This is a genomic window from Thermoanaerobaculia bacterium, assembly GCA_035593605.1.
GTDB lineage: Bacteria > Acidobacteriota > Thermoanaerobaculia > UBA2201 > DAOSWS01 > DAOSWS01.
This window is the reverse complement of sequence record DAOSWS010000002.1, coordinates 101767-116073: the sequence shown is the minus strand read 5'-3', so window position 1 is coordinate 116073 and position 14307 is coordinate 101767. Positions and strand designations below refer to the sequence as shown.

Here is a 14307-nt window from a genome sequence, read left to right as displayed (position 1 = left end):
AAAAAAGATAATTCGGTCGATCACCATGTTCTCTGTTGTATTGGGGTTGATTGTTTCCACATCACTATCTGCCCAGCCTGTCCCAACCAGGATCAACTACCAGGGGCGTTTGACCGACAATACACCCTCCCAGACGCCGATTACCGAAAGTGTCCCGATGGTCTTCTCCATCTACGACAACCTGGTGGGCGGGATACAGCTCCGGTCAGAGACCTGACCGGGCGTAAATGTAGTCGACGGAATCTTCAACATCCGGTTCTGCCTATTGACCCTCAGGAGGCTGCCACAGCTCAACCTTATTACCCTCGGGGTCCATCACCCAGCCAAATATCCCGAATTCTGATTCCTCAATCTTATCCAGGACCTGACAACCCTCTTCCCGAAGCACCTTCAGAAGCCCTTTTAAGTCTGCCACCCGGTAGTTGACCATGAAGGAGGCCCTGCTCGGAGCAAAGTACGAGCCATCTCCAACGGACCAGACGGTTGTGCCATTTACAGGAGTACCAGTATCGTCAACCCAGCGAAAGATCGCACCGCCCCACTCATGGACATCGATTCCGAGATGGGTCTTATACCATTCACACAATCTGGCCGGGTCTTTTGCGCTGATGAATATTCCTCCGATGCCTGTCACTCGTTTCACAGTCACCTCCCTGAATGGTTCTGCGGCTCCGGTATCTGATGTTTAAGCCCAGATACGATTCTCGGGACCGCCGGTATATGCAGGCTACCATGCCCAAAACCAGGAGGTCAACAGAGCTCAAAGCATTAAAAATTTTCATCCAAAAGCCAGTCATTGAGCCTGTGGCAGTTCGCCGTCGCTCATCAGCTATGGCAGGGCAAGCGAGGAGCCCCAACAACCATACCGGTTGAGGGCTCGAACGGAATGTTAATGAGGAAGTCGAGAATGCGCCTGGGGCGATCCTGCGCTCCCGAGATGTCTGCGCAGCATCTCGGCTGAGCAAAGGATGGTCGAGCGCAGCGAGGCCACCATCCCCAGTACCCTACTCTGTTGGCGCCCGCCGTCGCTCACAGCTATGGCAGGGCAAGCGAGGAGCCCCAACAACCATACCGGTTGAGGGCTCGAACGGAATGTTAATGAGGAAGTCGAGAATGCGCCTGGGGCGATCCTGCGCTCCCGAGATGTCTGCGCAGCATCTCGGCTGAGCAAAGGATGGTCGAGCGCAGCGAGGCCACCATCCCCAGTACCCTACTCTGTTGGCGCCCGCCGTCGCTCACAGCTATGGCAGGGCAAGCGAGGAGCCCCAACAACCATACCGGTTGAGGGCTCGAATCGAAATGCTATTGAGGAAGTCGAGAATGCGCCTGGGGCGACTCGAACGCCCGGCCTTCAGATCCGGAGTCTGACGCTCTATCCAGACTGAGCTACAGGCGCGAAGTTGGGGTGAGCGAGGGGATTTGAACCCCCAACCACCGGATCCACAGTCCGGTGCTCTGCCCTTGAGCTACGCTCACCACCGTGCCGCTCCGGAGAAGGACTCCATGAACGACCTGCAGGGTTGCCCGAAATGGGGCCCTGCTGCTCAAGTGGGCCATAAGTATACCACAGACAGGCGATGATTCTGGACCTCAGTATGACTCATTCAGGTAGTCGTTACTTCATCGATTTTTCCCTGGTTTTTGTGGAAAATAAGGTTCAGATGCCCCCGAAAGGAGGACAGCTTGTTTTTGGCGAAATCCAGGACGAGTGGTGCACTGTCGTGGTGGGGATATTCACTCCGATTTTGCGGGTAGAGTAGCCAGACGACGCCGGCATGGTAGTCATATTGACCGATATCCAGAATCTCCCGTGCTGCTGCCTTCGTATCGAGAGGGAGACCGCTCATATAATTTCCCAACTCTTCTGTCAGTATGATGGGGATTTTAAATGTATCGACGAGGGTTTTCAGCCGCCTGGAAATCTCAATGTTCCCTGGTCCCCTGCTTCCATCCTGCCTCTCTTCCAGATTGAACATCCCATCGATGGCCACAACCAGTTTGCTGCCCGCGCGCTTTCGGATTTCCGATTCAACGGAATCCAGGTTCGCCGTATCCGAAAGGTCAAAAAGATCCAGCCTGCCCGTCTCAGCCAGATCGATCAACTCGTTGAATGCAGAACGTAATTGTTTTTGAATATCAGGTTCTTCGGGCCACCGTTGAAGAATATTGATATCCAGGCCTGTGAGGATTCCCACAAGACGATGGATAATGGCATCCTTGTCGTCGTCCAGGGAAAAGAAGAGTCCTCTTACATCGTGGTCACTGGAGAGAATATCCATAAAGAGATTGGTCAGAAAGGCGGTTTTCCCTGCAAAGGATTCCGCCGCCAGGATGTAAAGGCCGGGCTGGATTCCATCCAACATTCGGGTCAACTCCTTGAAACGGTTGAGTCGAAGGCCGAGAAGCTCCTGTTTTCTTTCTGCAAGGTTATTAAATTTATCCCGGAGGTACAGGCTTAAATCTTTGGCTCTTCTGGCCTTGACCCGTTCGAAATCGAGGACCAGCGTCCGAAGTTCCCTTTCCAGATAGTCTTTGGCATCGTTATATTTTCCGTCATCCATCAGGGATTGACCGGCAGCCTGCGTGGTGGCGAATTTGTTCAGGAAGATGGCAAGGCTCTGGCGGATCCTGAGATTTTCCTGGGCCTCTTCATAGTGTTTTAACCCCCGTTCAAAGAAATCGTCGGAGATTTCCATGGCTGCAGCCATGGTATTGAAAAAGATCTCCGTTTCAATGGGATCGTTAATCGTTTCGACATACCGGTACGCCTCGGTTTTGGCCTTTTCCCATTCCAGGGGATTGGAGAGGTTGTACCGGGAGAGAATCCGCTCCGCCTTCCATTCGCACGCCCTTGTCGGTTTTCGGAGGAGTTCCTTCAACCCCTGCATTCCAAGCGGGGATAGGTTTTTCTCCTTATCCCCATTCATCACCTCTCCCGGAGAGCCATACCCTTCCACCAGGGATGCGATAAAGACCTTTAGGCCAACAATATTCAAATAGGTAAGCGAGCGCTCGACGCCCTGCTTACCACTTTCCGTATTGTTAAACACGAGAATAAGGTTTCGGACTCCATGACGCAGTGCTTCATGTACCTGGGGATCGTGAATAGTGGAACCACCCGTGGCTACGACACCTTTCATCCCCCGAACCGTCATGGAAAGGGCGTCGAGATAGGATTCCACAACAAGCAGCTCCTTCATGTCCCGGACTTCGTTAAGGTTAAACAGTGCCGTTCGATCCATTTCATGGGTGTAGAGGTAGATGGTTTCCGCCTGCTCGGTCGCCTGGACAATTAACCCCCGAAGCATTCCGGCTGCATCCCGGAGAGGCAGGACCAGCTTGTGTGTGTATCCCATCCCCTCCCCGTTCAGACCCAACTCACGGATCACCGAGGGTGCGAATCCCTTTTGTGTCAGATAGGTGTCAACTTCTCCCGGAGTTGTGAAATTACCCAGATCCATCAGGATGATCTCGCCTTCGGTGTGTCCCCGCATCTTCAGCACATCCAGCAGCCTCTTTCCCCTCTCGGACCAGAGGGCCTCTTTGAAGTGGTGAAGGGCCATTTCAAGAGCATCGGTTTCTTCTTCCAACCTGGCAACACGGGTGGCCAGGGCTTCATCCAGATCAGGTATCGGGTAGTTGGCCAATCGTGTCAATTCATGGAGGGTGCCGACATCATCCAGTTTCCGGCTCTTCTTAATGTAGTCCCAGAGACTCATCGAAAACCGGCAGGTATCGAGCCAGTTACACGTGAATCTCACCCGGTTGTTGTAAAGGTATGCATTTTTCTTCCCGCACTGAGGACAGTGAAGAAGGTGATAATTCACCATTTTTTGAGGCTTTAACCCCTTGAGTGTTTCCTCGATATTGAGCCTGGAATACAGAGTGTTTACGAGTGCACGGGTCTCCAGCATCGCCTATACCTCCCTACTTCGATCATTGTACACTGAGAAATATGAGATAAACAACATATGAGCCGCCTTGCCTATTCGGAATTAAGACTACGTCTCATCATAACAAGCCTCAGGGGAAAAACCTTCCCGTTAGAGAGATGATCCAAACCAGCGAGGCCAGCATACCCACGATTTTCACTCTGGAGCGCGGCGACGAAACCAAAGGCTGAGGTGCCAACTGACCTGTGGGACACGATCCTGATTTTTCAGGGTATGAGCGAGTGAACGCGGGACATGTACTCGTTACGTGTCCCTGCCGTGAACGATAGAATATCATCATGGCCTCTAAAAACAAATCAGGTCATGTCCCGGGTAATTTGGCCCGATCCTGCGCTCCCGAGATGTCTTCGTAGAATCTCGGTTGAGCAAAGGATGGTCGAGCGCAGCGAGGCCAGCATACCCACGATTTTCACTCTGGAGGTGCGAGGCCCGAATGGACCCCTTACAAAGGACACCTGCCAGGAGGGACTCGATCCGATCCTGCGCTCCCGAGATGTCTTCGTAGAATCTCGGTTGAGCAAAGGATGGTCGAGCGCAGCGAGGCCAGCATACCCACGATTTTCACTCTGGAGGTGCGAGGCCCGAATGGACCCCTTACAAAGGACACCTGCCAGGAGGGACTCGAACCCCCGACCTACGGATTAGAAGTCCGTTGCTCTATCCACCTGAGCTACTGGCAGTGTGGGTATTGTAATCGTTCTAGGGTTTTGAGGCAAGCGAAGAGCTTCAAAGCCAGGAGGGATTCGACGCGATCCTGCGCTCCCGAGATGTCTTCGCAGAATCTCGGTTGAGCAAAGGATGGTCGAGCGAAGCGAGGCCAGCATACCCTCGGTCCAACCTGGGAGCGCGGCGACTAGGCCAAAGGCTGCGGAGCCAACCGGGGGGGGGCTGGGCTTTGAGGCAAGCGAAGAGCTTCAAGGCCAGTAGGGATTCGACGCGATCCTGCGCTCCCGAGATGTCTTCGCAGAATCTCGGTTGAGCAAAGGATGGTCGAGCGAAGCGAGGCCAGCATACCCTCGGTCCAACCTGGGAGCGCGGCGACCAGGCCAAAGGCCGCGGAGCCAACCGGGGGGGGCTGGGCTTTGAGGCAAGCGAAGAGCTTCAAGGCCAGGAGTGGTCTCCAGAGACCTATGGGACACGATCCTGATTTTTCAGGGTATGAGCGAGTGAACGTGGGACATGTACTCGTTACGTGTCCCTGCCGTGAACGAAAGAATATCATCGCGGCCCTTAAAAACAAATCAGGTCATGTCCCAGGCAATTCGACGCGATCCTGCGCTCCCGAGATGTCTGTGCAGAATCCCGGTGAGCAAAGGATGATCAAGCGAAGCGAGGCCAGTATACTCTCGGTTCAGCCCGGGAGCGTTAAAAATATAAGCTGTCCCTGTTTTACGGGTCAACAGTTCAGTACAATAGAACCATGAAACCCATAAGAATGATCACTCTACTTACCACTATTCTCTGTCTCGCAACCTTTTTACATGGAGGAGATTCCCCACCCTATCCTTCCCTCGAACGCCTCTCCTGGCTTGAAGGTCATTGGATTGCGCAGGATGGTGATATGAAGCAGGAAGAAGTATGGTCATCACCCTCGGGGGATATGATTCTGGGATTCCACCGGGATACGGCCCCCAATAAAAAAACCTTCTTTGAGTTCTTACGGATTCAGCAGGGCGAAGATGGAATCGTCTACCTGGCGATGCCCAACGGAAGAGGCGAAACCGGGTTCCAAATGACGAAAATGGACGATAACCAGGTTATTTTCGAAAATCCGAATCACGATTTCCCAAAATTCATTCTCTATCGGCTTGAGCCACAGGGAATATTATTCGTGCAGGCAAAGGGCGAGCAACAGGGGAAACCCGTCGAATACATATGGCGCTATACGGCGAACAGGAAACGATAACAATGAAAAGCAGGGGGGTCAGCTCCTTTTCCTTTGACAGTGGATAGCGGCGATGGCCCATTCCACCAGGCTTTCAGAGTTTTCCAGAATTTCGGTTGGGATTTCATAATAAGTTATCAGTGTCTGCTTATCATTTGGCTTAAAAGGTGACATTCCCGCAAGAATATAATCCATTCGGGTAATTTCATCGGTCTTGAGATAAAGCGTATCCCGATGGATGACGCCAAAGATTACGGACCCCTCATAGAGCCCATACCCGCCAAACATGGCACGGGCATTGACAGATCCTAACCCGGACAACTGGTCCAGAACGAAATCAAGGAATTCTCTGTTCTTCAAGGGTGTCTCAGAATATCAAGTCATTTTCAGATTCAGTGCCCCGCCGATTTCAAGATCTGGTCCGCCCGATCGGTCTGGCCGGGAAAGAGATTCCCAGGAACTTTCTCCCGTCCCAGAGTTGTCGCAACCCGGTACCGGGCACAGTCTTCATAGGCTTTCAGACAGTATTTTTCTTTCAGCAGCATAGCCGTGGAAGGCATGGCTTCAAGCTTGTCGTGAAAGAAAAGACACCCTTCCAGCATTTTACAGTTTTCCATGTACACCTCCCAATGTCTTCAATATAGTTAAATTCAATTTCTAAATCAAGGACTTCGCCCCAAAACCTTGTATTTACTATTTGGAGTGAAATCAATCTTCATACATCTGAGGCGAATGCGCCCGTCGTAATTGACAGAATTTTCTTACATGCTCGGATACCCACTTCGTATTATTGAGCCGATACCCCTTTTTCAAGGTAATTACACTTTTTACAATAAGAACGACCAGAAAAGATGGTAGCAAGGCGAGGATCGAGAGCATGTACCAGCTAATATTTCTAACCTGCGGACTGATTGTACCAAGAATTTCTCTGGCTCTTGCAGTTTCCCCCTTGACAAGAAGGTTTTTGGAGTATTTTATATAGATCCTTTCCAGGTACTGACGATAACTTACCCAGTGTTCTGAAAGGATTTTCTTTTTCATCTCCCGCTTTGTCAATATCCATTTCCACGTTGCCCCCTGTCGGATTCTTTTCTTTTCGGAATCACTCTCGTTCTTGTGATAGATCATCATCTCCCGATCCGAAAAAACCCACGGGAAATTCCCACCTATCCTGCACCAAAGCTCCATATCCTCACCCACATGCAGGGCCTCGTTAAAGTGACCGACCTGATCAAGAACTTCACGCCGAACCAGCATGGATCCCGTACAAACGATAGTTTTATCAAGGACGTCAAAAAAGGAATGAATAATTCCAGAAGATTCGCCATTTGCAAATATCGATCCCCTGCCAGGCTTACGAATGGGTGCATAATCTCCTTCAAGAACGAAAGCACCCGATGCCGCACCTGCCTGAGGGAAACGCAGGAGCTGCTTCACGAGGTGATCCACCATGTCAGGAAAGAGTTCATCGTCGGCATCCAGGAAGCCGATGAGCGAACCACTGGATAAGAAAATTCCCCGATTTCTGGCGGCGCTGACCCCCCTCCACTCCTGGCGAATGTACCGGATACGATTTCTATATGTGCGACAGATGGCTTCCGTGTTATCCGTGGATCCATCATTCACCACGATCACCTCGAGATGCTTCCATGTCTGCCTAAGAACAGAATCAATGGATCGGCGAATCCACAGCTCCTCATTGAGGGCAGGGATGATGATACTGACAAGCGGATACAATTTGGCGCTTTCTATGAAACCCGCTGGGGATTTTCTCTGAAGCAGCGTGCGATTCATGCCCTGGTCCTGATCATTGCAGGTCCATTCACCGATTTCCACACGATTTTTCTCTGTTGACGTGTAAAACCGACCATAATAATGTAAGAAAAGTAAAGCAGAGTCATTATCGCGGCACTGCCTGCTATTCCGGGCAGACTTGTAGCGGGAAAGACAAAGATGGCAGGAACAACCAGAGCAAAGAACAGGGCTGACAACGCCAGGTTTGGAATGGTGTGGCGCACATGAAATTCTAAAAGGGAGATTCCCAGGATACGACAGGCTCCCCACGCCTGTAGCCCTGTCTTCACGAAAATACTGATGACAGAATTCGCGATCACGACGCCAATTAACCCGTAAGGACGAACCAGAATCAGACTTAAAATCACGGTGCCTATGGCTTGAATCCCGTTAATCATGGCGTAGTAGCGATTATGGGACATTCCATACAGGAGATTGACCGTGGGTGTCTGAATCATGGAAAAGAGTGTTCCCCCCATAAAAAGATACAGCATAATCTCAATCTCCCTGTTGCCGGGGCCGAGCCAGAGCTGAATGAACTCATGTCCGTGCATCCACACGAGCCCGGCGAGAAAGGCTCCGAGAAAACAGGAAAACCGATAGGCGAAGAAGTATGAATCCCGGATACCTTCCTCGTCCCGTTCTCCATCCTTACGGCTAAAGACAGGGGTCAGCATGGCGGGAAAAAGGGTGCTGATGCCTCCAGTCATTCTTCTCAGACGATCGGCGATGGCAAAGGGGGTCACTGCCGGAATCCCCAGAAAAGTGGCTACAATAAAAGGGTTCACATGAAACCGAAGCAAGTCGGTCACCTGTGCCATGAGTGAAAAGGCACCATAGCTCATCAGTTCAGACATGGAGGGACGATGGAAATATCTCGGCTTTACGGGTATGGTTCCATGGACCGCGCGTACAGCCAATCCAATCGGAACACTTTGAAAGATTTGACATCCAGCGGAGATCAGGGCCAATGCCAGAATGCCGTGTCCCCGCATAAGAATAAAAGAAATCAGAGCTGTGCGGACAATTGTTGTTCCAGTGTAAATCAAACTGAGGAGGTCGAAACGCAGATAGGCATTGAGGACACCCCGAAGACTCCGTATTGGAAATGAAATCGCCATGGCGCCGGCGGTGATCATGATTAACTCGCGGATTAATCGAATATCCTCAGGGCCAGCGGTAAAGAAAGGCACAGACAGTATGACCAACCCGGCAATAAAAAAAACGATCATTCCATAGAAAAAGAACAAATATAGACTTGTGGTGATAAAACGATCGATTCCCACTCTGTTATTGCGTCCGAGTTCTCTGGAAACAAAACGTTGTACGGCGGACGTCAGACCGAGATCCAGGAGTCCAAAATACCCCCCCAGTGTCCCAATCAGGACCCATAATCCATACAGGCGGGTTCCGAGGGAGGTCACCATGATGGGTAAAAGAATCAGACCGCTCACAATGGTGATTCCATGTTCCAGAGATCGGGTCATGGCTCCGCGGTAAAGTGCGTGACCTGTCTGACTCATGAAACCGCATTCTCCAGTGGAGCCAGGTTTAACAGATCATAGATTTCCTTCCTGGCCCTTGAACGATACTGGCCCGGTGCGGAATTGATCAATTCTGAGAGGGTTTTCAATTCAGCAGTCCTTGGATTATTCATTGCTATTGTGAGGCATTCTTTCAGGTTGGAGGCGTCATTGTTGAGATTTGGGAAAAGGGATCCAAGCTGATGAAGTATCGAACCGGTTTCAACCCTGCGAAGGGATTGAGAAGCCAGGATGACCGGTTTTCCTAGAAGCATCGCATGAAGTGCGTGAGACGTATGGTCTGAGATACAGGCATCACACGCAACCATAAAGGGAATCCAGCTCTCGTGCGGGCTTCTGATTACGTTGTTCTTCCCTGAAAGTGACTGAAGGATCAGACCGAATCCCCCTTTACGATACTCATTGGGATGCACATCAAATATCCATGAATATTGTTCGGAAAGAGATTGACATCTTGTGATCAATTCAAGGCCCATCCATCGGTAAAGGTTATCTTTCCCCCAGTGTCCCATCACGTAAACGATCCTTTCGTTCTCTCTCCATCCCAGGTCCCTCCGCACCTGAGATCGCCTCTCGTTGAGTTCTAACATCCGGTCATCGTGGAGATTTCCCACTACTCGGACCGCACCCTTGAGTTCGGGCATTGATGTCACCATTGTGTTTAGATTTCTTTCCGAGCTCACAAACACCCTGGCGTAGGGAAGCAAACCTTTTATTCCCCTGGAACCCGCATCCCGCAAAAGATAGTTATCTTTTTTTGAGATACGGTCAAAGGCCACTCCATGCTGGACCCTCAATGCCGGATACCTGGACGGCCTCAGAAGATATCGATCTACACGGTCGGCGGTTATCAGCAGATCCCAATTAGCGGTATATGCAACTGCAGGACAAACCTTCGGAAAAGGCAGGTGATGCAGTATAGCCCGATGGATCTCTTCCCGGTCATCCGATTCAGAAACAATTGGAAAGATTGAAGATTGGATCCGGTCATCTTCCCTGATAAGCGACCAGACAGAGGCCAGATGTTCCGCCATTAAAGCATTCTGACAGACGAAGAGGATTTTTCGAGGAACCTTCCCGGAAGGCAGGAAAAGGCAGGGAATCCGAAGGACAAACCACCAGAGGCGACGAATCCGATTAAAAATGGATCGGATTGAGCTGCGGAGCCGGATCATGATAACACCTGTTCTTCGTTACCTTGAACGGATGATTATTCGTTGATTAATTGTCCACCCTCCTGAATGAAAACCAAATCGAATTTACTGGGTTTATCCATTCTTGCAACAGCGTTCTACTATCCGGATCACACAGACTCTACCAGATACCTATTATATTACTCTACCCGGAATGAATGGCAAAATAGCACTCAAAGATGCGAAAATCATTGGTTTTCGCGCGTCTGAATCGAATATGAAATGATTCAGGAATTATCGCGGCGGAAGAGGTGGGCAACCTTGATAAAGACGGGGAAAACTGTGAGGGAGGCAAGAGCACAATAGGCTGCCCCAAGGATTGCAAGGAGCCCCATGCTTCGCAGCCCCGGGAAGTGGGACATTGTGAGGGTCCCGAAGCCAATCATCGTGGAGAGGGCCGCAACGATGATGGCATTCCCCGTTCGCGCCACGCTGGCCCAGGGGTCATCTTTTCCCTCCATATAGCGATGGACGACGTGGATGCCATAGTCGACCCCGATCCCGATGATCATTGCGATGACAAAAATATTCATACTGTTGAGCGGAATATCGAGGAGCCTCATCGTCCCGAGCATCCACAGGATCCCGAACACCAGGGGAATCAATGAGAAAAAGGTGAGGGACAGTTTTTTAAAGTCAAGGTAGAGAAGAATGAAAACGAGGACAAATCCCAGAACTGTCGCCCGGAAAGCATCTCGACGGGCTATCGTACGGATTTCACGGCTTAACACGTTCACTCCCGTAAGGGTCATTCCCTCCCCCTGCTTGTCGATCCAGGATTCGAGTGTCGGAGGAGGCTCCCGTCGCCACATACCCTGTGGAGGATAGATCGACACGATGCTCTCCACCTTACCCTCAGACCGTCGGATAAATTGCTGGATCAACGGATCATGTTCCGGAAGGGAGGCTATCGTTATCGGAGTCGGGTTTTCCAGCGTTTTGGAGAAGGTACCCAGAAAGGTTTCAAAAACCCCGACATTGAGTTCCAGCTTTTGGCAGGTAGTGGTGAATACCCTACGAATTTCTTCCACATGCTCCGGTGTGAATTCCGATTTTCTCCGTTCAATGTTTTCCTGCTGCCAGGATATGGAGGGGAGGAGCTGATAGAGGCCCGCATGTCCTGTGATCACCCCTTCAGACTTGAGCTGATTCAAAAAGTCCTTGAGCCTGGAGTTTCGCTCCACAAGCTCATCTTCCGAAGGAGCTTCAACCAGGACCATCATGGGGGAGAAGGTCGTTCCGAAGGATTCAGCGAGTTCCTTCCGAAGCACAACACCCCGGTTGTCAGGGCTTCGCATCGTGTTGGCATCATCGATAAAGGGAATTCCGACTGCCAGATAGATGCAGACTATAGTAATGACAATCGATCCAATCAGGATGATCCAGGTATGGCGGATGGAGAATCGAACAATCTGATCGGAACCGAAGGAATGGAGATAGAGGCGGGACACTCTCTTCTTCCCGGCATCCATAAGTAACATCGTGGGGAGAAGGATGAAAATTGTGGCCATGCAGATCAGGATTCCCGTCGAGGTCAGAAGCCCCAGCTCCCGAAGTCCGGGCAGAGTCGTCACACCGAAGGATGCGAAGGTCGCTGCGGTCGTGATGGCGCCGATAAATATAGGCGGATACACGGTGCGGGACAGGAGCCTGCAGGCTCCCTCACAATCGATCCCGTGCCCCCTCTCCTCGATGTAACGGGCATACGTGACAATAATGAAATCGATGGCCAGCCCGATAAGAAGAGCGGCAAAGGCGGAGGAGGCGGCATTCACCTCTTTCATGACAAGGGTCGCAAAGGTGAAGGTAAGCAGCATCCCCACGGCAATGGGAATGGCGGCAAAGATCAGGGAACCGTATCTTCGGAAGGCAAAGAGGAAGAGGATGAGAACGCCAATAAACGACGTCGCCATATTGCGCAACATGTCCGACTTGACGATCGCACCGTCTTCGATGGCGATGACGTATCCGCCCCCATGTTCAATTGTGACCTGAAACTCAGGCAGGTCCTGTGACTTTCGAAATTCTCCCAGGGTGCGCTCTTCCACTTCTTTCACTTCCCTCACAAGTTCACGGGAGAAAAGGATATCCTGTGCCGGGCGCATGGGACGGGCGATAAGGATCAGAAAGCGGTGATCCCCGGAAAGAAAGTAGCCGGTCCCGAAATCGAGGGAAAAACCCTGTCCGTCCTGGGTCAGGCGATCCTGGAAGATTTCCAGGAAGTTCAGAGGATCGTTTCGAAGCCAGCCTTTTACTGTTCCGGAGAGCGGTGTCTGGAGACGGCTCTTGACGAGGGCAAGGTTGCGTTCGATGGCACCGGTTTCGAGACGAGCCCGAACAGCCTCCCATTCTTCGTCGGAAGACATCGCCATGAGATGGGGAAGCAGCCTTCCATAATAGGCAAGGGGATCGGGAAGCCGATATTCCACCCGTCGGATATCGGGCAAACGTTCCACATTTACAGCCAGTTCATCGGCAAAATGGGTGATCGTATCCATATCGGAATCGGGATCCAGGCGAAGGATGATCAGAAAGACATCCAGGGTACCCACATCTTCGACAGCATGACGGAAGGTTTCAAAAACCTTGTTATCCTGAGGCATCTGTTTGACGATATCCGTTTCTATCTGAAGCCCCGGAATGATAAAGACGCATCCGATGGTGATCAGGACGGTTGCAAAAGCGACCTTTCGATAGTGTCGGATCAGAAATTGCATCACGGTCGAGTCAGTGCCTGGAAAGTGAAGTGTTTGGGTAGGATGATCCCTCCGGAGATAATCAGCTTGAGTGCCTCATCAGGCGTAAGATCCACCGTGATACAATCTTCCTCCTTCATCAGAGCCAGCCAGCCGGAAGTCGGGTTGGGTGTCGTCGGGATGAAAAGAGTCAGATACTCCCCCATCTGGTTGGTGACGAAGGCAAGGGTCTGAATCCCCGGTCTTGGATATTCGATTAACACGACCTTCTGGAAGGTTCGTGTTTTGGTTCCCTGAAAGGCGCTGAGAATCTGCTGTGTGCTGGCATAGATCGTTTTTAGCACCGGAATTCTGAGGAAAAGCCTGTCCAGGGATGCCATGACGGCTTTTCCTGCCGCCCTGCGTCCCAGAAGGCCCACCAGGTAGATCAGGAGAAGAGCGATGACCAGGGAGAGGACATAGAGAAGAGGCGCGGAAATATCGATCTCCAGCGCTTCGAAAATCTTGGATATCCCGGGGCTGACAAAAGACGTGATCCTCTTGATGATGAACGCGGTGAGGGAAAGGGTCACCCAAAGAGGCAGAAGCAGGATCAGCCCGCTGAAAAATGTCTTTCGAATCCTGGCCCTGTTTGTCATTCAGTATTCTTTGGAAAGAGAAGGATCCAGAATTTGGCGAAATAATCTACCATCGACCCGATCGCTGCGACAAGAACGACCCACAGCGCAACATTCCCCAGAAAGGCGAATTCTCCCAGTTTTTCCCCCAGGATAAGAAGTGAAATACATACAACCTGGGATCCCATTTTAAATTTCCCCAGCCTGCTGGCCGAGAGAACAAGCCCCTTTTCGATAATGACGTTGCGAAGCCCGTTGACGGCAAATTCACGACCAATGATGATGAGAACCATCCATGCGGGAGCCAGGCCCAGTTCTACAAGTGAAATGAATGCACTCGAAATTAACAGCTTGTCCGCGATTGGATCAAGGAGCTTTCCCAGTGTGGTCACCTGTGAATATTTACGGGCAAGATACCCGTCAAGAAAGTCAGTGATTGAGGCCAGCCAGAAGATGATCAGACCGATGTATTCCCTGTTTTCAAATCGGGTCAGCAGAACAACGACAAGAATGGGGACCAGAAAAATCCGTAAAATCGTCAGAAGGTTCGGTAGGGTGAACACGTCTGTATTGTGTCAGAAACGGCCTTTCTTTTCAAGAAAGGATTTACAACCTCATTCGGCTG

Annotated in this window: 12 protein-coding genes and 3 tRNA genes; 2 read left to right on the top strand and 13 right to left on the bottom strand. The window is 51.1% G+C overall.

From position 1 onward, the window contains the following. Positions 1–25: 25 nt before the first annotated feature. Positions 26–217 carry a hypothetical protein gene (locus PLD04_01460; protein HXK66982.1) on the top strand — a complete coding sequence of 64 codons (192 nt, stop codon included), beginning with the start codon at positions 26–28 and terminating at the stop codon, positions 215–217. A gap of 45 nt (positions 218–262) precedes the next feature. Here PLD04_01460 and PLD04_01455 read toward each other — a convergent pair whose 3' ends face one another. From PLD04_01455 to PLD04_01435, 5 genes are all read right to left on the bottom strand, one after another. Next, the gene (locus PLD04_01455) at positions 263–643 is read right to left on the bottom strand and encodes a VOC family protein (protein HXK66981.1); all 381 of its coding nucleotides are present in this window, start codon (positions 641–643) and stop codon (positions 263–265) included. Positions 644–1321: 678 nt separating this feature from the next. After that, positions 1322–1396 (bottom strand) — tRNA-Arg (locus tag PLD04_01450). Between the two features lie 5 nt (positions 1397–1401). Continuing rightward, a tRNA-His gene (locus PLD04_01445) sits at positions 1402–1476 on the bottom strand. 128 nt (positions 1477–1604) lie between these two features. Continuing rightward, complete coding sequence (locus PLD04_01440; GenBank protein ID HXK66980.1) at positions 1605–3914, bottom strand: DnaB-like helicase C-terminal domain-containing protein; 2310 nt, start codon at positions 3912–3914, stop codon at positions 1605–1607. A gap of 645 nt (positions 3915–4559) precedes the next feature. Further along, positions 4560–4633: transfer RNA gene (locus PLD04_01435), tRNA-Arg, on the bottom strand. 740 nt (positions 4634–5373) lie between these two features. Between PLD04_01435 and PLD04_01430 the strand changes: the two genes are divergently transcribed. Next, positions 5374–5859, top strand: a complete 486-nt coding sequence (locus PLD04_01430) for a DUF6265 family protein (protein HXK66979.1) — start codon at positions 5374–5376, stop codon at positions 5857–5859. 18 nt (positions 5860–5877) lie between these two features. Here PLD04_01430 and PLD04_01425 read toward each other — a convergent pair whose 3' ends face one another. The 8 genes from PLD04_01425 to pgsA form a co-directional block, all read right to left on the bottom strand. Continuing rightward, positions 5878–6198: a TfoX/Sxy family protein gene (locus PLD04_01425; GenBank protein HXK66978.1), complete on the bottom strand. Its 321-nt coding sequence runs from the start codon at positions 6196–6198 to the stop codon at positions 5878–5880. Positions 6199–6230: 32 nt separating this feature from the next. Next, positions 6231–6455, bottom strand: coding sequence for a hypothetical protein (locus tag PLD04_01420; protein ID HXK66977.1), 225 nt, complete (start codon positions 6453–6455; stop codon positions 6231–6233). Between the two features lie 91 nt (positions 6456–6546). Next, positions 6547–7632 (bottom strand): glycosyltransferase family 2 protein, encoded by a 1086-nt coding sequence (locus PLD04_01415; GenBank protein ID HXK66976.1) that lies wholly within the window; start codon positions 7630–7632, stop codon positions 6547–6549. Beyond that, on the bottom strand, positions 7629–9155 hold the full coding sequence (locus PLD04_01410) for an oligosaccharide flippase family protein (protein ID HXK66975.1): 1527 nt from the start codon (positions 9153–9155) through the stop codon (positions 7629–7631). Before PLD04_01410 ends, PLD04_01415 begins: the two co-directional genes overlap by 4 nt. Continuing rightward, positions 9152–10210 (bottom strand): hypothetical protein, encoded by a 1059-nt coding sequence (locus PLD04_01405; GenBank protein HXK66974.1) that lies wholly within the window; start codon positions 10208–10210, stop codon positions 9152–9154. The genes PLD04_01410 and PLD04_01405 overlap by 4 nt, the downstream gene beginning before the upstream one ends. Before the next feature lie 386 nt (positions 10211–10596). Next, a complete protein-coding gene (locus tag PLD04_01400; GenBank protein ID HXK66973.1) occupies positions 10597–13086 on the bottom strand; it encodes an MMPL family transporter in 2490 nt (829 codons plus the stop codon). Beyond that, positions 13086–13703 (bottom strand): DUF502 domain-containing protein, encoded by a 618-nt coding sequence (locus PLD04_01395; GenBank protein ID HXK66972.1) that lies wholly within the window; start codon positions 13701–13703, stop codon positions 13086–13088. Before PLD04_01395 ends, PLD04_01400 begins: the two co-directional genes overlap by 1 nt. Then, positions 13700–14245: a CDP-diacylglycerol--glycerol-3-phosphate 3-phosphatidyltransferase gene (gene pgsA / locus PLD04_01390; GenBank protein HXK66971.1), complete on the bottom strand. Its 546-nt coding sequence runs from the start codon at positions 14243–14245 to the stop codon at positions 13700–13702. Before pgsA ends, PLD04_01395 begins: the two co-directional genes overlap by 4 nt. Positions 14246–14307: the final 62 nt, after the last annotated feature.